Source organism: Luteibacter sp. UNC138MFCol5.1, from assembly GCF_900110505.1.
Taxonomy (GTDB): Bacteria; Pseudomonadota; Gammaproteobacteria; order Xanthomonadales; family Rhodanobacteraceae; genus Luteibacter.
Window position 1 is genome coordinate 222,208 of sequence record NZ_FODZ01000003.1, and the last position, 18,653, is coordinate 240,860.

At 63.9% G+C, this 18,653-nt stretch carries 14 protein-coding genes; 11 read left to right on the forward strand and 3 right to left on the reverse strand.

The features are described from left to right. Positions 1-14: 14 nt before the first annotated feature. A complete protein-coding gene (locus BMY69_RS09435; RefSeq protein WP_090177491.1) occupies positions 15-5,930 on the reverse strand; it encodes an autotransporter domain-containing protein in 5,916 nt (1,971 codons plus the stop codon). On the opposite strand from BMY69_RS09435, the gene BMY69_RS19335 reads away from it, so the two are divergent. From BMY69_RS19335 to BMY69_RS09470, 11 genes are all read left to right on the forward strand, one after another. Continuing rightward, positions 5,929-6,924 (forward strand): hypothetical protein, encoded by a 996-nt coding sequence (locus BMY69_RS19335; RefSeq protein ID WP_143070445.1) that lies wholly within the window; start codon positions 5,929-5,931, stop codon positions 6,922-6,924. The genes BMY69_RS09435 and BMY69_RS19335 overlap by 2 nt on opposite strands. Positions 6,925-7,161: 237 nt before the next feature. Then, on the forward strand, positions 7,162-7,722 hold the full coding sequence (locus BMY69_RS19340; RefSeq protein WP_143070446.1) for a hypothetical protein: 561 nt from the start codon (positions 7,162-7,164) through the stop codon (positions 7,720-7,722). A 141-nt stretch (positions 7,723-7,863) separates the two neighbouring features. Next, positions 7,864-8,493: a hypothetical protein gene (locus BMY69_RS09445; RefSeq protein ID WP_143070447.1), complete on the forward strand. Its 630-nt coding sequence runs from the start codon at positions 7,864-7,866 to the stop codon at positions 8,491-8,493. Positions 8,494-8,716: 223 nt separating this feature from the next. Next, on the forward strand, positions 8,717-9,208 hold the full coding sequence (locus BMY69_RS09450) for a hypothetical protein (protein WP_143070448.1): 492 nt from the start codon (positions 8,717-8,719) through the stop codon (positions 9,206-9,208). Between the two features lie 579 nt (positions 9,209-9,787). Then, positions 9,788-10,096 (forward strand): DUF6968 family protein, encoded by a 309-nt coding sequence (locus BMY69_RS19345; protein ID WP_143070449.1) that lies wholly within the window; start codon positions 9,788-9,790, stop codon positions 10,094-10,096. A 55-nt stretch (positions 10,097-10,151) separates the two neighbouring features. Further along, complete coding sequence (locus BMY69_RS19350; RefSeq protein ID WP_143070450.1) at positions 10,152-10,598, forward strand: hypothetical protein; 447 nt, start codon at positions 10,152-10,154, stop codon at positions 10,596-10,598. Positions 10,599-10,741: 143 nt separating this feature from the next. Next, complete coding sequence (locus BMY69_RS09455) at positions 10,742-11,194, forward strand: hypothetical protein (RefSeq protein ID WP_143070451.1); 453 nt, start codon at positions 10,742-10,744, stop codon at positions 11,192-11,194. A 63-nt stretch (positions 11,195-11,257) separates the two neighbouring features. Next, positions 11,258-12,022 carry an SEL1-like repeat protein gene (locus BMY69_RS09460; protein WP_090177504.1) on the forward strand — a complete coding sequence of 255 codons (765 nt, stop codon included), beginning with the start codon at positions 11,258-11,260 and terminating at the stop codon, positions 12,020-12,022. A 107-nt stretch (positions 12,023-12,129) separates the two neighbouring features. Next, positions 12,130-12,519, forward strand: a complete 390-nt coding sequence (locus tag BMY69_RS09465) for a hypothetical protein (protein WP_090177507.1) — start codon at positions 12,130-12,132, stop codon at positions 12,517-12,519. Positions 12,520-12,621: 102 nt separating this feature from the next. Continuing rightward, entirely contained in the window at positions 12,622-12,972 is a 351-nt protein-coding gene (locus tag BMY69_RS19355; RefSeq protein WP_143070452.1) for a hypothetical protein, read from the forward strand. A gap of 355 nt (positions 12,973-13,327) precedes the next feature. After that, positions 13,328-14,425 carry a sterol desaturase family protein gene (locus BMY69_RS09470; protein ID WP_090177510.1) on the forward strand — a complete coding sequence of 366 codons (1,098 nt, stop codon included), beginning with the start codon at positions 13,328-13,330 and terminating at the stop codon, positions 14,423-14,425. A gap of 124 nt (positions 14,426-14,549) precedes the next feature. Here BMY69_RS09470 and BMY69_RS09475 read toward each other — a convergent pair whose 3' ends face one another. Both BMY69_RS09475 and BMY69_RS09480 read right to left on the reverse strand, forming a co-directional pair. Then, positions 14,550-15,728 carry a glycoside hydrolase family 27 protein gene (locus BMY69_RS09475; RefSeq protein ID WP_255364515.1) on the reverse strand — a complete coding sequence of 393 codons (1,179 nt, stop codon included), beginning with the start codon at positions 15,726-15,728 and terminating at the stop codon, positions 14,550-14,552. Between the two features lie 20 nt (positions 15,729-15,748). Continuing rightward, on the reverse strand, positions 15,749-18,640 hold the full coding sequence (locus tag BMY69_RS09480) for a TonB-dependent receptor (protein WP_090177513.1): 2,892 nt from the start codon (positions 18,638-18,640) through the stop codon (positions 15,749-15,751). Positions 18,641-18,653 lie beyond the last annotated feature (13 nt).

The window sequence follows — 18,653 nt, forward strand, 5'->3', positions numbered from 1 at the left end:
CACGCCGCGGACCATCAGAACACCCAGCTCACGCCTAACCGCGCCGACTGATCCTTCGCGTGGGTCGCGAACTGCCCCGCGTACGACGCGTCCACCGTGACCGATGCCCACGGTCTGAATCGCAAGCCGAACGTCAGCACGCCCACGTTACCCGCGATCGGCGTACCGGCCACCGTGAACCCATTTCCGCCCGCGGCGAAGCGCTGGCGGCTCAACGTCTCGGTGTCGCCCCAGGCGTGCTGCCAGCCAAGGCTGCCGAAGAGGCCTATGTCGCCCTGCGGCGAAAGATCCCAGCGTCCCCGCACACCCGCCGTGCCGAACGTCTGCGCACTCTTCTCACCCATGACGTCGAGCGCGGCGTCGGTGCCCTGCTCGTGCAGCGCGCTCGTGCGCAGTTGCTGGCGTGCGACGTTGATAAACGGATCGACCGAGCTACGCTCGAAACGGAAGGCGTAGGCGCCTTCGATATACGCCTGCGCCGAACGCGCACGCTGGCTGCCATTAAGCCGACCCGTTATCGCGTCCACGTCCATCGCGCGATGCGTGTCGATATCGCGATGGCTGTAAAGGACACCGGCCTGCAGCGACACGTTGCCGTATTGACCGGCGCCATAGACCGCCGCGGTCCGCGTGTCGCCCTGCGCGTCATCCCGGCCCGCCGATGCCGACACGTGACCCGTGCCCAGAGCGATGCCGATGCGCATGTCGCCCTCAACGCCCGCATCGGCGCCCACCATCAGGCCGCCACCGTTCTCGCGCAGACGCGAGGCATTGCCGTCGCCCTCGTGGTCGCCCCAGTGGCCCCAGGCGGACGTCCACACCCCTCCCTCGCTACCGCCACCCTCGAGCAAGTGCTGCCTGATGGCATCGCGCTGGTAGCGGTCGTCCTCCACGATGGCGCCACGGAAGTTGGCGTGGATTTCGCCCGAGAACGCGTCGAACGCCTTTCTCGCGCCTGCGGCGTTCATACTTACCACCGCGTCGTATGCCGCCACGCCCGCGCCCAATGACTCCACGCCCGCCGCCGCCGCGCGCTGGTTCCGTGTAGCGGCCACGTCGGGAAATGCCGTGTCGTTGCGGCTCAGGGTCAGCGCGACCGCGTTGGCCGTGTAACCCAGCGAAGGCGCTAGGAAGGCGAGATTGTTGGAGACGTCCGCGAACCGGCCGTCCACGCCACCTGCGCTGGTCAGGATGGTGTACGTGGTGTCCGCGCTCCAGCGATTGCCGGTTCCCAGGCTCACGACGGAACCGCCGCCGAGATGCGCATGGCCGTCGACGGTCACGCGATCGGCCTGCCCCGCGTCGCTCACGTCCACCACGTACCGCGAGCCACTGGCCATGTCGAGATCGCCGTGGAAGGCGAGCGCGCCTATCGTGCCCTCGCCTCCCGGCGAAAGCTGGGCTCCGACGGCGAGTGCGACCGAGCCGGCCGCACCGACACCGGTGAGCACCGTGCCAGCGGTCAGGGCAAGGCTGCCGCCCAGCGTTCCGTCGAGCTGGAGGGTACCGCCCTCGATGGACGATGCGCCGGTGAACGCGGCGCTGTCGCCGGTCAGATGGAGTACGGCATTCCCCAGCTTGCGGAGCGTGCCGTCGCCGGACATCGATCCCGCGTAGCCGACGTCGTCGGCGCGATCGATCACGAGCTCGCCGTGATTGACGATGGTGGCTGGCAATGTACCGCGCGTGCCACCGTCGCCTACACGCAACGTGCCATCGGCGATGGTCGTAACGCCCGAATAGGTGGTGTTACCGGTAAGCGTAAGCATGCCGGCGCCTGTCTTGGTGACGCCTCCGGCCGACGCGCCATCGCCGATGTCGCCCGTGAGCGCGGCGGCATTCGCCACGTCGACGTTCGCGTTACCGGCGACCGACAGCGCGTTGCCGACCGACATGCCGTCCTGCACCAGCGCCAGCGTGCTGCCGTCGTGCAGGGCGACCGTGCCGGTGCCTGCCGCGCCACCGGCGGCCAGGCGGAGCGTACCCGCGTCGACCTCGGTGCCGCCGGTGTAGGCGCCCGTCGCCGTCAGCGCAAGCGTGCCCGTGCCGGTCTTCACCAGCATGCCGGGCGCGATATCGTCGGCGAGACCGCCGTTGAACGTCAGCGTGTCGCCGCCGTTCACGGCCACCGTCGCGTGGCCGCCGAGGTTTACCGTGTTGACGAACGACAAACCGTCGGCTGCGGCTTCGAATGTCGCCCCGTCGCGGATCGCGAGCGCACCCGAACCGATGGCACCGCTGTCGCCCACCCGCAACGTGCCCTCCTCGACGACCAGCGGACCGGTGTTCGTGTTGGCGTGGTCGAACACCAGCGTACCCGCGCCCAGCTTGTGCAACGTGCCGGGGCCGCTCACGTTGCCGTTCCACGCGAAGGCATTGCCGGAATCCGCGATCTCGATGCCGCCATCGAGCAGCACCGAAAGCGTGCGATCCGTAGCGGAGTAGCCGGTTCCCGTCACGCGCAGCGTGCCCCCTTGCAGCGCCACGCCGTTGCCGGCCTGACCAAGATTGGCGTCGTCGCTCACCTGCAGATGGCCGCCGCTGATCGTCGTGTCGCCCGAGTACAGGTTTTCGCCGTTGAGCACGAGGGTACCGGCGTCGGCCTTGGTCAGGCCCTGCGTGCCGGTAAGCGCCGCGTCGATCGTGGCGACGTAACCACTGCTGCTTTCGCTGCCGTCACCGACGCGGATGGTCGCCGGGCCACCCGACGCGACGAGTCCAAGCGCGTCGCCCGTCACGCGATACCCGTCGCTCAGGAACTGCATGCCCGTGGTCGTGACGGCGCCGTTCCCGTCGTCCACGAAGACCGTGCCCGGCGCGCCGCCGAAGATCGCGAAGCCCGGCTGCGGCGTCATCGGCGCGGTGACCGAACCCTGCGCATCGGTCCAGGTCGGCGAGGTGACGCTCCATGTGCCGCTACCACCGCCGGCGTGCGCGGCGTCGGCCTGACCGTTCGCGTTCCAGTAGTTCAACGTGGCGTTCGTGTAGTCGACGAGGTTGATGCGCTTGTCGCCGGTGAGCACCTGCAACGCCGCCTGATGGTTCGCCGGAAGGGAATTCAGGATTAGGCCGCCGTTGGCTAGCGTCAGCGAGCCGCCGTAGGAGAAGAGGTTGTAGACGCCCGGGCCCATGCCGCCCGCATCGACCACGTCGAGCGTGGTGCCGTCGATGGTGAGATTGCCACCGACGACGACGCTGTCGCCGACACCGGCTGCGCCGAGCTCGGCGGTCATGGCGGTGCCCTGCGCCAGCGTGAAGTCGCCATCGATCGACAGCGTGCCGATGGAATTACCGGGCGACAGCGTCGCGCCGGTCGCGAGGGTCACGTCGCCGAGGATGCGGCCATGGCCGCCGAGCGCGGCACCCGTGGCGACGTCGACCGGGCCCGCCAGCTTCGCGTTGCTGCCGGCCGTGCTGCCCACCACGAGCTCGCCCGCTTGCACATGCGTCTGCCCCTGAAACGGCGAGCCGTCTCCATCGAACAGCAGCTTCCCCGCGCCCTGTTTCACGAGGCTGCCGTCGCCGGCCAGGGCCTCGGTGAAGCTCGCGGTATCGGCGCGGTTGAAGACGAGCGTGCCGTGGTCGATCAGGTCAGCCGTGAACGAACCGCTCGTACCGCCGTTGCCGATGCTGAGCACCGTGCCGGCACCGAGGGTGGCGACGGTGTTCGCCACGATCGAACCGGTCACCGTGGCGCCGACGTTCGCCGCGAGTTCGAACGTGCCTACCCGCACGTTGCCGGCGAAGGTGACCGGGACGCCGTCCGCCAGGGAAAAATCGTTGGCGGTAACGTCGCCGACGGTCGCGATGGCATTGGCTGCGCCATTGAGCGTGAGGCTGCCCGACGTGGTCGCGGTCAGCGTGTTCGCCTGGATCGCACCGGCCACCTGATCGACGCTCGCCGTCGAACCGAGCGAAAGAACGCCGCTCGCCGCGATGTCGTCGTTCAGGGTGAGCCCGCCAATGGCATTGAGGGACACGTTGCGACCGCTCAGTCGCGCCGAGGTCAGCCGCCCCGACAATGCGATGTCACCCGCGGTCGACACGGGCGACGCGAACGTAAGCGTGCCGGCGGCGGACAACGCGACGTTGCCGGCTCCTCCGACGTCGATCGCGTTGACCGCGAGGTTGCCGGACGTGGCGACCGCGACGTTGCGCCCCTGCAGATTCACGGCGCCGCCGAAGGCATTGCCGGCGCTGGTCAGGATGACGTCGCCACCACTGATGAAGCGGCTCACCCCGGACACGTAGAACGCGGACGCCTGCGTGATGTCGCCGGTGATGGCCAGCGTGAGCGAGCTCGCGTTGACGGCACCGATGGCGAGCGCGTCCGCCGCCACCGTCAACGACGGCAGGCTGCCCGGTCCGACCATGTTGCCGAAGGTAACGGCACCCACGGGCGCGTTCACCGTGATGCTGTTCGCGCCGCCCGTGGTGTCGAGCGTGCCATCGAAAGTCACCGACGACGTGCCGCTGATGAAGTTCGTGTCCTGGGCGACGAGGACGGGCGCGGCGTAGTGCTGCGAGCCGAAGGTCTGCATCGTGCCGTCCATCGCGAACACCTCGCCCGACGCCGCGAAGTCGGCGCTGCCGTCCAAGTTCAGGCCGCGCAGGTACAGGTCGCCCGTGCCGCTGGTTCGCACGTTGCCGCTGCCGGTGATCGCCCGGCCCATGTCGAGGGCTCGCGCGAGGTTGAGCGACAGCGAGGCACCGCCACCGTCGAGCGTCGCGCCGTCGATCGCCGACGCCGCCGTGGACGTGATCGTGGCCGCGGCGCCCGGTGCGAGTTCGACGGCACCCTGCACGACGGAACCGGCGGCAAGAATCAGGGTGCCGCCACCGCCGTTGAAGACGACCGACGAGGCGTGGCCGCCGTTGACGATGCCGCCGGAGAGCGTTCCGCTGTTGACGATGGTCGCATTCGACTGCGTGACGATCGCCGAACCCGCCAGGCCCGCGCCCGTGGCGTCGCCGCCCATGACCGTACCGGCGTTGGTCACCGAAAGATTGGTGCCCAGGGCGCGGATGCCCGCGCCCGCATCGCCGGCCACGCCGCCACCAGCCCCGTTACCTGCGCCGCCCGCACCACCCGAACCGCCGCGGACGAGACTCGTCCGGTCTGTGAGGTTCACGTTCGCGTTGATGCCGAGAATCAACAAGCCGTCACCGCCACCGCCACCCCCACCACCCCAGGTCGGTGAGTCGGTGGTCGATTGGCCGCCGCGCCCGCCCGCGCCGCCCGTGAGGCTCGACGAGATGCCGACGGTGACGCCACTGGCGCCACCCGCGGCGAGGATCATCGCCGCGCCACCGCCGCCGCCACCTCCGCCCCCCGTGCCGGATACCGGCGTGCCGCCCGCGCCGCCCGCACCCCCGATAATGATCGTTCCCGCTCCCAGGACGACCGGCCCACCGGAGTTATAGAGGCCCGTTCCGCCGCCACCGCCACCACTGGGCACGTGGACATCGGACGCGCCGTCCGCCCCCTGGCCGCCGGTGGCGACCCCATTGACGCTCGTTCCCAGTCCGCCCCTCGCGCCGCCCGACGGCCCTACGGAGCCGCTGACGTCGATGCCGGTCGCGCCGTTGCCGCCTGCTCCGCCCGACGACGATCCGCCGGCGATCTCGACGTGAGGACTGCCCGAGATGTTCTGCGCCGAACCGCCCTGACCGTTGCCCTGACCGCCGCTGGCCGCGCGGTCGCTGGTGGCGGCGCCTCCGGCCGCGCCGCATTGGGCACAAACCTGCGCCCACGTGGGCGACGACATCGAAAGCATCCCGCACGCCGCCAGGGCGAGGCCGAGCGGGTTCAGACGCCAGGTGCGCGGGCGGCTGCCCAGCGACGGCGTTGCCGTCGCCGACGCGAGCTCGGAGGCGACCTGGACGACGCGCAGCGCGCGGTTCCATACCAGACGGTACGTGCGGTTCATGGATTTTCCCCTGGCGAAAGACACCGCGATGGCGGCGCGTCGCGATGGTAGCCGCTACGCTGGGGAAAAGTGTCGACGGCAGGCATCTCCGCTCATGCGCCGGACCGCATCGGTGCGCCAGCCGGCGAGTTTTGCCAGAGGAAACACCCTAGGGGCTGATCGAGGGATGCGGCCCCGTAAGAAGTTGCCGTTTGCGATGCGCGTCACGGATCACGCGCAATCAGACTTCCCCTACATGCGAGAGGTCCTGCGATGCCATAGCGTCCGTATCGACGCTGCATGTGCGGCAAAGGTGGACGCAATGCCTGACGGTCCCGTTTGGGATGCTCCCTATTACCAGTATGGATGTAACAAGTTCGGACCGTTCTGGGATATTGGTTCGGCTGTACCGCGCCCCATCAGGTTTACCGGCCGCCGGCACAGCAACAGCAGTGAAATGAAAAGAATGAAAACGATGAAATCTGGCTCGCTCCGGATGATGCTGCTTTTGTCAGCAACTGCCTGCTTTTCGCCCATCAATGCACTAGCCGTCGACAGAAGATCTGCGGCAGGCTCCCTCGATGTGGTCGCTCACCTTTACCGGGACCACGCTTGGGAGGCGATGGCGTCGTCCTCAGGCCCCGCTGATACGGGCTTCGGGCCAACGATAGCTGAAGCCCCACGGAGCATGCTCGAACGATACTTCGAGCACCATTTAGTGGATCTGTTGCAAGGCGATGCTGATTGCCAGGCAAAACACGAGGGTGAGGTGTGCAACCTCGACTTCAACATCCTTTTTTCGTCGCAAGACCCCGCCGCTACCGACTTGACATTGGAAGCCACCGGAAAAGACCGTGTCATGGTGTCGTTCACTTACCCAAGCGACAACGAAAAGATCCGTATCGAATACATCACGGTCGAAACGCAAGCCGGCTGGCGAATAAAGGATGTGATTTTTCATAACATGAAGGACTTGAGTCTCGCGGAGATGCTTGGGCGACGTACGCCCCGCTAAATCGAATGCCGCAACGATGGGCGTCAATCCAAACAGTCAAAGGGACAGGAGTAGCGATGCAATGCTCTTCTGTCCCGACCTTTCTAGCACCGCCCACACCTGGGACCTTCCGGTGCTGATTTTCACGCCCCGCCGCTCCGCATGTTCGGCCGGACTCGTGCCCGACATCAAGGCGCGGACGAGGGCTTCCTCCGCCGGTGGCAGCCCCCAGCGCCTTGCTGCACTTGGAGTGCACTGATGAGACATGCAACATCGTTCCTGGCGTGCGTCGTCGCAGGCGCGACGCTGTTTTCTGGACACGTCTCGGCGGAACCTTGCAGCGACGCCCTGCCCTCAGGCTTGGTCAAGCACCTTGTCAAGGAAAGACCGGGCCTTTCTGTGCCGGCCATGAGAAGCCTCGACACCGCCAGCGTCGAGGCCGATGTCAGGGATGGAGGCAGCGGATGCTACGTGCTTGCTCACGGTAAATTCGTGGATGCGACGTCCGACGCGTACGCGTTCTACGGCGTTTCCAACAACGGGCACCCGCAACTCGTGGTGGCTTTCAAGATAGGCGAAGGGTGGGCCTTGGAAAACCTACCTACGTTCTGTGACGACGTAAAATTCTGCTACGTGCGGAAGGACGGTCCAGGTTGGTATACGCGCAGCGCGGCGCTCAATTCACCACCAGTCGGAAAAAATGAGCGCGAAGAAGTACGCTCCAGCCACGACGTTGTCGTTGCGGGCCATCTGGAGTCGACTGCCGTGACTTATGCGAAGCAAGGTGACACATGGGTCTACGTGTGGACTTCTGACTGAGCTACGGCGCATTGCCAAGACTGGCAGGTCGCTCTTTCTTCCTTTTGCCGGCATGGTGCGCGCTCGATGCCGTCAAGCCGCTTCTCCAGCGCCCGGCCGAGCATTCCGAAGCGGTAACGGTATGACAAGCAGGGAAACCTAATGACAGCCGAGGAAGCGCACCCTCGTCCGTCATCCAGGCCCTACCGCCCGGCTGAGCAAGTCGAAGAGCCGACGCCGGAGACACCGGTATTCCTGAAACCCCTGGTTATCGAGCCAATCGAGCCGATTCCCGCCGCCTTACGAGCCGCCCATCCTCTGAGCCAAGCAATGTCCGACGACACGAACGATGACTATTTGAATTACGTGAGCCAATTGAGGAAGACTTTGGAGGTCGCCAGCGCTGATCCCGTCGAACAGTGCGAGATTATGGGCTCCTACAATGCCCCTTGGGAACTGACGACAGATGCCAGGGACTTCATTGGCTCCGTGGTGTCGTTGCAGCGAGGCCAGCTCAATGCGGCGACTGTCGACCGACTCAACCAGTTCAAGCATTTACTGCAAGACCTGCCGGATGCGGCCGTTATCCCCGAAGGCGAAAACATGACGACGTTCACGGCTGTCTTGTTGCATTCAAGCACCCTTCGTGGGTTCCGGTCCGGCAGTCCGCAAGTGAGCTATTGTCCATCGTGCCGGACCCTTTCGCAGAACGGCGATAGGGCATTTTTTCCGGTTGCCGGCCCTTTGTGGCCCGACAACCGGGCCAATGAGCCCGGTTGGCGCGAGCGATGAGGACGGCCGCAAATATCGCCGCAACACTCAGGAACGCTTGGCCAACCGCCGCCCATGCCTGGAGCCATGCCGCCGTGACCTGCCCTTCAGCCGCCTGCAACATCAGGTCTGGACCTGGCTCCATGCACGAACTCGCATCCTTAACAATGCGCCGTGAGGCATTTCACGTCGACGGCCGTAACGTTCCTGAGCCCTGTGCCCAGAACTGCCTCATGGCTGACGCATGCACGTCGCGAGTGTCCGAGAACAAAAGTACCAATACCCGACCGGGTATGGCACCTATCAAAACAGTTCGAGCCAGGGGATTGACCCATCTATCGGCCAGACCGTTCCCGATAACTCACCGGTTCGGCACATCGCGAGACAGGACATGACGAACGCTACATCCATCCTCAAGCGGGTATTGCTCGGAAGACAGCTTTCGGCCGTCGCTTTCGTCATGGACTATTTCCAGTTCCAGTTCGATGGTGCAACCTTGACGTCTTACAGCAAGCCTCGCCCTGTCATCTATGAGCACGACCCAGGCCACTTTCGTGACCAGCTTTGTGCATTCATCGGCGCTGTGGTGACTGACGCTCTGGAAGTGGATGGGCAGAACATAACGTTGACCTTTGGCGATGTTGGAACCTTGTCCATTCCGCTCGATGATGAGTCCCGGCAGCAGGTTGAGGCAGCGGAACTGCATGATGAAGGGCGCGCACTCGCGATTTGGTAGAAAAGCCGAACTTCTGCCAGCCTACTTAGGAGATGTGATTGTCATCCAGCGAGATGAGTGACCATGAAGTGTTCGAGAACACTTTCTATTACTTCGTCGCCGCTCTTCGAATCTTATCGAGCGACGCCGCCACTCAATGCAAGGACTTGGACAACTACAACACGCCGTCTGAAATCCAGTCCGAAACGGCCACGAGAGGACTGGGCACGCTTCGTGTCTCAGCTCACTACCTTGACTGGAAGAAGGCAGAGGTGATTGTTGACCTCGGCACGTTACCCATCAATGCGCTCCCTTTCGACAGGAAATCTGCAGCAGGCCGGATGGGTGCCATCGCCCACCGCATGGGAAGCTGGGGCGTCCTTCTCTGGACCGTTCGATGCGGGCTTCGGGCCGCCGATCGCCGAGGTGCCACGGGGAGTGCTCGACCGATATTTCGGGGACTATTCGGCGGATCTCTTGCGGGACGATGTAGATTGCAAGGCTCAACATGGGTAACGCGTGCAACTTTGACTTTACCCGTCTCCGTTCGTCGCGAGACCCTGCCGCTACCGACCCCGGTACCGCCGGTAAACCTTAGCCTTGGACAATTTGATGGAACTTGGTCGAGTCATTGCCTCACGGTCCTTCGAATCGGAGCGCGGCTCGATTGAACTGCTGATCGGCCTGCCCCGCCCATACGACGATGGAACAGACTACTTTTGCCCCTTCCAGTTGCGCGGTATCGGTGATGAGAAGGTTCGCTCCGCTGGTGGTGTGGATGCGCTTCAGGCACTGATTCTCGGTATCGACCGAGCCGCGATGTACCTGTCTGGTACGCCCGAGGTTCGAGATGGTCGATTGACGTTTCTCGGGAATTTGGGGATCGGGTTTGGACCACCCACTCCTTGATGGCATATTTGTCTCACGGTTGGATCGACTGCAATCGTGATGGACGTCGATTCGAATGGCCGGAAGGACAGGGGCCGGCCATGCGATGCCCTTTTTGCCTCGCCCGATGATGCAAGGCGGCCAAAGCCTTATGAATGTAAAAAGTCTTCTTCTCGCAACTGCCTCAGCTTTCCTTGGCGCCGCAGTTGCTGCCGTGCTCGTCTATCGCTTTTATACCGTTTTCATCGACGAGATGCTGACCTCCCGATATCTGGCGGAGCTTAGCCAGGATGTCGCGATGTATCGATCGATTCGGCAGGATGATCGGGACAAAACGTCTCATCTGATGCGCATCAGAATGGCAGCCGATACAGCAGGCCTTATGGCGCAGTGCGACCGGCTTTCACCGAGCGAAAAGCCTCGTGTTCGGGATCTCTTTCAGAAGTTGAACGAGCTCGGTCTCGACGGACCTGTCATTCCTGGGTCGGACAGACCGGGCCCCTCTTTCGCAGGATGTCCGTAAGAGGCCCGACGTACCTATCCAGCGGCGCATGCGTTGAAACTCCCACGAGCGAAGGGCCATTCGTTCACGCCATACCGCAATGGCTGACCTCGTCGACGATCACCGGTTAAGGAATAGACATGCTACCTACATGGAAGATAGCCGTGCTGATTATGACTGCCATGGGCACCGCGGCCTGTTCCAGTCCAGACAACCAGCTGGAGGCGATGGTGCCAGCCAGCGCCAGAAGTGTCTCTTACATACATCAGTCCGATTCAGGCGACGGCGTGACGTTCCACGTCATCGCGGAGTCCGGATCCTATCAGTACGTCCAGGCCATTCGGGATAAACTGCTCGCCCAGGGATTTTCGCTATGCGAGAAGTCTGCGATCAGAAAGTGGGAAGCCAAGCCCATCCAAGCGGGAAAGCCCGCCAACGGCGGATATTGGCTAAGCGAACTGTACAAGAATGACGGTCTTCGCGGGATTTTCATGATTCATGCCGAAGGCACCCCTGTCGGTGACGGCACCCGTTGGCGTCAAGGTTTCGTTCTGGCAGCAGCGAACCTGCCGCAGGGTAGCCCGGGGATGGCATCGCTCGAGAATTTCTGTGATTGACCGTCGATCCAAACCCGCGGTTTCAACGACGCCAGATACGATGCATGAACCACAGGTCGCCGTATGAATGATTCAGATGTCGCGTGGTCGGCCCTGGATGCACTTGATCGGGCCAACGATCTCGAAGGTGCACTGGCCTTGGAAACCTCATCCGGCCTCGGTGACGACCCCAGGTACGCCCGGTATATCGGCTGGGCGTTTATCGAGCGCCAGGACTTCCATTCCGCCGGAAGGTGGTACGCCAGAGCCTTCGATCTTGGAGCGACGGAAGCGGAGGCGGAGTTTCAGACGTGCCTGCGCGAACTCTATCTGAGCGGGCGGAAGCATGAAGCCACTCAGCTGGCAGCGGTTTCGCCCATGGCCGAGCGAGAAGGCACGCATCGGACGATGCTGGCGCTGCAATTCGGTGACGACGACAGGGCTGGGATGCTCGCGTCCAGTCTTTGGCTGGCACGGCGTGGACAGCCGGCAGACGTGAGATATGCCGGAGAACTCCTGCTTGCCGGAGGCGACGCCCATCGCGCCCTCGGATTCATACGGCAGGCGTCGCAGGATGGAGACCGTCTGGCGGCACAGTGGCTCGGCGAGATGTACTTCCGAGGGATAGGTACGGCAGTTGACCGCGAGCTAGCGGAGTCGGCATATAGATTGGCGGCGAAAGGCGGTTTCATCCTGAGCCAGTCAAGGCTGGCTCACATGGAGCATCAGCGAGAAGGACGACGAATCGACGTTCGTTTCTATGGAAAGATGGCGGGAATTCTTCTGAGAACGCTCTGGCTCCGACTCATACGACCGCAGGACGTAAGGCTGGACAGTCTGCCGAGGTAACCAGTCCCACGCCGGCTCGGTCGCGGTTCCGGCTAGCTCGAACGAGATGAAGAGGACGCCGTTCATTTCGACCCCGTGCCAACGCAGCACGAGACCAAAAAAGACGTATGAGCCGACCATTCTCGCCGCTACCACCGCTCCACGATGGGTATCTCGACGGCGTCCTGACAAGGGACGACGAAGCGAGGTTGTTCGTGCGCACCGCTCAGGGATCGCAATTCACCTTGATCCTCTCGGGCGTAAGCCGCTTCAAGGTCGACGGTTTTTCAGAGGGAAACATCATCTTCGAGTGCGAGCTTTCGACAGACCCTGAGATTACGAAAGACGTATTGATCGACCTGAACCACGGGAGCACGAACGATAGAGAGCTTGCGCGGTTGCGCGAGCGGGTTTCCAACGAGGGCTATCGGGTCTTCTGGATCGCTCCAAGTTACGGAGCGACAGTTGCCGCGTTGATCGAGGGGCTTTCCGTGGTCGACGGGGTGGTCACTCGATAGCGCAGCGCGCCCTCATCCGCCGCCGCATCGATGTCCACCGCACATGCCACAGCGCCCTCAGGGATGGCGCTGACACTTCTTCCTTACCCGTGAGTCGGTTACATGAAGCGGCTACAGACCCTATTGGCCGTCATCATCGTATTTGCACAGACCGCGGGCTGCACCAGTGAAGTTCAGTCGTGCGGAGGAGCCACATCGGCCGACGGTGTAGCGATGTCCGGACCTGCTTTTGCAGCGTTCAGGGATCACCTGAAGGAATACCGAAGCGGCTCGGACATGGACAGCTATCTCGGCGACATCGCTCACTGCGATCTAGTCATCAGAACCACCGAACTAATGTTCGAATACGAATTTGTCCCCCGATCGGAGGGGCAACGGTACAAGGGTGGCGGCGCCTCGTACACCGTGAATCGCCGAAGTGGCAAGATCCTGCGGGTGGAATACATGAAGTGACCGGGGAACAGGCTCCAGCACTACCCACCGGTTGCGTCGCGCCAGTCAAGCCGCCCGGGCGGTGACCTGGCGTACCTCGGGCCGAGGGCAGCGGTATGCCATGTGCAATATCTTGCGGGATGGCGTTGGCCATGGACAAGAGGACGAGCACGTCGATCGCGATGATCACGAAAATCAATCCAACGGCCGCTCGGCGGGGAGCCATCCTCGCCATGCAGAAAGACGACCTCGCACGCTGCCCTCCTGGCAAAAAGCGCCTGACGCGCGAAAGCACCACGAAACCCGTATGCCTCAGGCTGGGCGGGTCACGGCGTGTCGTCATCATCCGACCGCCCTCCCCCGTCACGGTGCCGCGATGCTTCAGCTTTGGTCCCATCTGGTCGACTGGTTCAGCGCGCACGCGGTCGTACCGGTCCTTGGCGCCCTGCACCTGGGGCGTCTGGCGGGCGATCCGAAGGACATCGCCGCGGCGCTCCTGATCGCGACGCTGCAGCTGTGCATCATCGGCTTCGTCTTTCGCCCCCTCGAAAGCTGGGTGCCCGCCGAGCGCTGGAAGGACCGCAAGCTCACCCGTGTGGATTTCACCTATACGGTGATGATGCTGGTCGGCATCTTTCCGCTCTTCAGCTTCCTCATCCTCACGCCGCTCGCGAATTGGATCGGCGGCGTGGACACCGGCCCCTCCGACGCCAGCGCGTCGCCTCTCGCGATCACGCACTGGTTTCCGGCGCTGAAACAGCATCCGTACGTGCTGTTCGGCATCTACTACATGGTATACGACCTGGTCTATTACTGGATGCATCGCCTGCAGCACGCGCTGCCGTGGTGGTGGGCGCTGCACAGCATGCATCACAGCACGCGGCAGATGAGCTGCTGGACGAACGACCGGGGCAGTCCCGTCGACGGTTTCATCCAGTCGATCATCCTCGCGACCGTGGGGATCGTGATGGGCGTGGAGCCCGACGAATTCGCGTGGCTGATGCTGCTCGGCGAGCTGGTGCAGAACTTCTCGCACGCGAACGTGCGCATTCACTTCGGCGGAGTGTTCGGTCGCGTCTTCGTCGACCCGCCCTTCCATCGCCTGCACCACATGCTGGTCGATCCGGACCGGCCCGGACTGCACGACTGCAACTTCGGCCAGGTGTTTTCGCTCTGGGACGTGGTGTTCGGTACCGCCCTGTATGGTGAACCGGTGCGCCCCACGGGCGTGGGCGATCCAATGGTCGACGATGACAACAACCATGGACTGATCGGACTGCACTGGAACGCGCTGAGGCGCTTCTGGGGTGCCGTGCGACGCCCGGCGGGCTGGCGGCTGGGCGAGGTGGCGTTCACCGAGGACTATCGACCCGTGCCCGTTTCCGAATGGGAGGCGCAGGGTGTGGGGCATCGTCCGGTGACGAGCGGTGCTTCGGGGTTGGCCGATGCGCCGGCGGAGGAAGCTGCGGCCTGAGAGAGGTGGCCGCGTCTCTCGCACGTTGTCCGCTGGCGCGGGATCGCCGATAGGATCGGCTCCCACCTGATCCTGAATTGTGGTGGGATGCCGACCGGGCCTTGGCCCGGCCGGCACCGGTTCGTCACTGACTGATGCGGTACATCACTGTCGCATGCGGCGCGAGGCTGGCCTTGATCGAACCATCGCCCTTCGCGTCCGTATGCGCCCAGAGATCGCGCATCGTGTAGCTGCCACCGGCCTTCAGGCCGATCTCGGTGGCCGGCACCGTCACGTCCTTCGCCTTGTCGCCTTCGTTGAACACCGCGACCGCGCGGCCGCCGTCCTTGAGCGGCTTGACGATGACGTGGATGCCATCCTTGTCGCGCACCTGGTGACCCTGCACGCCGAGCGGATCCTGGTCGATGGCGATCACGTCCTTGTTGAGCAGGATGGCCAGGGCGTCCGGCTTGATGGTGCGCAGGTCGGTGCCGATGAGCAGCGGCGCCGCCATGATCGACCAGAGGCTGAAGTGGCTGCGGTACTCGACGTCGGTCATGCCGCCGTTACCGACCTCGAGCATGTCCGGGTCGTTCCAGTGGCCGAGGCTGGCGTATTTGTCGAGGACCACGTTCTCCTTGAAGATCTTCAGCATGGAGGCGTAGTTGTCGCTGATGTCGCCCGTGGTACGCCAGGAACCGGCGTCCACCGGCGGCTTGCCCGCCCAGAGCCAGGGCTTGTTCTCGCCCCACTCGCACATGCTGAAGAAGATCGTGCGGCCGCTGTTGCGCAACGCTTCGGCCATGTCCGTATAGCGTTTATGCGCGTCGAGCTTCTGGTTGTTGCAGTTGTCGTACTTGAGGTAATCCACCTTCCACGATGCGAAGGACTTCGCGTCCTCCTTCTCGTGGCCCAGGCCGCCCGGGAAGCCACGGTTCTCCTGCAGCGGTTCGCAGGTGGACGTACCCGCGCTGGAGTACAGACCGAACTTCAGCCCGTGCGCGTGGATGTAGTCGGCGAGCGCCGCGATGCCGCTCGGGAAGCGCTTCGGATTCGGCTGCAGGCGGCCGTCCTTGTCGCGCTGCCAGTTGGCCCAGCAATCGTCGATGTTGACGTACGTGTAGCCGGCATCGCGCAGCCCGAGGCTGATGACCTTGTCGGCCACACCGCGGATCATCGCCTCGTCGAATTCGGCGCGGCAGTGCGTCGAGTTCCAGTTGTTGAAGCCCATCTGCGGCAACGCACCCGCGGCCTCCTCCGCCTGCACCGGCGCGGTGGCGATACCCGCCGCGCACACCAGCATGCCGAGAGCCGCGCTTCGCATGAACCTGACATCGCGCCGCATCAGAACGTACCCCGCAGGCCGACGGTGTAGACGGTGCCGTTGGCTTCGGCATACAGGAAGCGGTTGCGGTACACCGAGTAGTCGTACAGGTGCTCGTGCGTGAGGTTCGTGCCGGAGGCGAACACCGTCAGGTGCTTGTTGATGTCGTAGCTCGCGCTCAGGTCCACCTGGCCGTAGGCGCTACGCGTGGCCGGCGTCGAGCCCGCACCGTACGAGATGCTCTCCAGGTACTTGCCGCGCCAGTTGTACGCGACGCGCACCTGCACCGGGCCCTTCTCGTAATAAAGGCTCGCATTGGCCGAATCGCCGATGCCCGGCACCGCGAACTTGCCCGACGAGGCGATCACACCCTGGTTGAGCTGGGTGCTGCTCTTCACATGCGTGTAGTTCACCGCCATGCCCAGGCCATCGAACGGATCGGGCAGCACGTTCTTGAACTGGTAATTGAACGTGGCTTCCCCGCCGTAGATCTTCGAGGAGTTCAGGTTGATGGGCTGGGTCAGCGACCAGATGAACGGCTGTCCGGTGTTTTCGTTCGTCAGGAACGGCACAGGCGTGCTCACGATCGTGCTGAAGTTGCCCACCCGCTTCACGAAGCCTTCGACCGCGATGTAGCTCGCGTCGTTGATGTACCACTCCAGGCCCATGTCGAAGTTACGCGACGTGTACGGCTGCAGCTGCGGATTGCCCTGCGAGATGGTCAGCGAGTTCGGGCGGGTGCCGAAGCTGCGGTTGTAGTAGAGGTTGCTGAGCGCCGGCGGCGTCAGCGACTTCGACCACGAGAAGCGGTAGATCAGGTTCTCCAGCAGGTTCCACTTGAAGTTCAGCGACGGCAGCCACTTGTGGTACCCGCCGGTATCCGACTGCGGCGCCAGCGGTCCGAGGGTCACCTGACCGTTGCTGGTGTCGTTCGGATCGACGCGGTACGCGATCGGCGGCTGGTTGATCGCCGTGGAGGTCGAGGCGACATGCAGGTACCGCGCGCCCACGTCCACCGCCCAGGGCATGTCCCACATCGTGCCTTCGAACACGGCCTTGGCGAAGAACGCCTTCTTCTTCTCGCTCACCTCGTTGAAGCTGCCCGGATTCGGGGCGGCGTCGAGGGTGCCACCGTTGGCGGCCAGGCCGGCGAGCAGCGCGGCGCGCTTGTCGTCCGGGAGCTGGTTGTACGCGGCGGGCGACGCCAGGTAGTTCAGATAGGCGCGCGGATCGTACTGGACCCACTGCTCCGGCTGGCCGGGCGAGGAAACGCCGTGGATCTTCGGCGGCGCGGTATAGACGTAAGCACCGATGGCCTCGGGCGGAACATCCACGTTATAGCCGCAATAGGCGTTGCAGAGGATGCTGTTCGGCGTGCCCCAGCTAGCCTGCTTCACGGTGTCCTTCGTGTACTGCACGCCCACCAGCAAGCGGGAAAGCGTGCCGTCGGTGAACGACTTGTCCAGCTTGAGCTGGTAGTTGTCCACCTTGTCGGTCACGTTGTTGCCGGAGCCGGCGTTGCAGCAGTGCGCCTTGAGCCCGTCGAGGCTGGTGGGCGACAGGATGTTCGAGTAGCTCGGCGGCGTGTCGTTGCCGTTGTTGGTCCAGGTCGGATTGGTACCGAAGTTCTTGGTGCCCACAACGAGGAAGTAACCGTTCGGGCTCTCCTTGTTCCATGCCTTGGAATTGGAGACGTCGAGGCTCAGCTTGGTCGACTGGTCGAAGTCGAACGCGACGTTGAGGCCGTTCTGGTAGCTCTTCTCGTACGTGGGCTGGTACGACTGCACATAGTCGTTCGCCATCACGTTCGGGCCCGAGCCGTTACGGACGAAGCTCGTCACCGTGTTGTTGGCGTCGGTGGTCAGCGACTGGATGTCGCCGGTGTTGCCGTATTCACCGAAGTAGTGGATGAACGGATCCACCTTGTAGCTCGAGTACAGCGAATCGAACTGCACGGTGAGCTGGTCGATCGGCTTCCAGTCGATGGCGCCGCTGACGCCCTTGCGCACGCGCGTCTCGTCCACCACGTTGCTGGAAAGCGTTTCGGGCACCGCCACGTTGGTGAAGCGCGGATCGCTCAGGTTCGAGAGCTGCGAGATGTTCTGGTTCTCGTACCAGGAACCCGCCTGCGTGTTGAGCTGCGTGTCCTTGCGCTTGTAGTACGAGGCCGAGGCCATCCAGCCGAAGGTGTGGTCGGCGTTGGTCCAGCCGAACAGACCCGAGGCTTTCGGCGTCGTCTTGCCCTTCCAGTCGCCGGTCAGGTTGCTGTTCACGCCCGCGGCGCTCCAGGCGCCGTGGTAGCCGCCGAAGTCGAGCGGACGCGCCGTCTGGATATCCACGACACCGCCGATGTCGACTTCGGAAATGTCCGCCGAGGACGTCTTGTTGACCTGCGCGACGCTGATGATTTCGGACGGGAGCACGTCGAAGTTGAAGGCGCGCGAACCGGAGGCCGTGGCCATCGGGCGTCCGTTGATCGTGACGGCCACGAAGTCGGGGCCGAAGCCGCGCACCGCGATCTGGCTCGACTCACCGCCGCTGCGGTTCACCGACACGCCCGGCACGCGCTGGAGCGCGTCCGCCACGTTCGGATCGGGAAACTTGCCCGCCTCTTCGGCGGAGATGGAATCGACGACGTTGACCGAGTCCTGCTTGATCGCCTGTGCGCGCTGGAGCGCGGCGAGCTGGCCGGTCACGGCCACGGCACCGAGTTCGGTGACCTTCTTCTTGTCTTCTTCCTTCGTCGTCTGCGGACCGGCGGCTTGCGCCGGTGTCGCGGACGATGCCGCATCGGCCGGGGCCGCCCCCGTCGCCGCCTGCGCAAACCCCGGTGCGCCATACCCCACCATCCAGGCGACACCCGTTGCCACAAGCGACCGACGCACGGCGACCGCCAACTTCGTTAGCTGCATGACCTTCACTCCC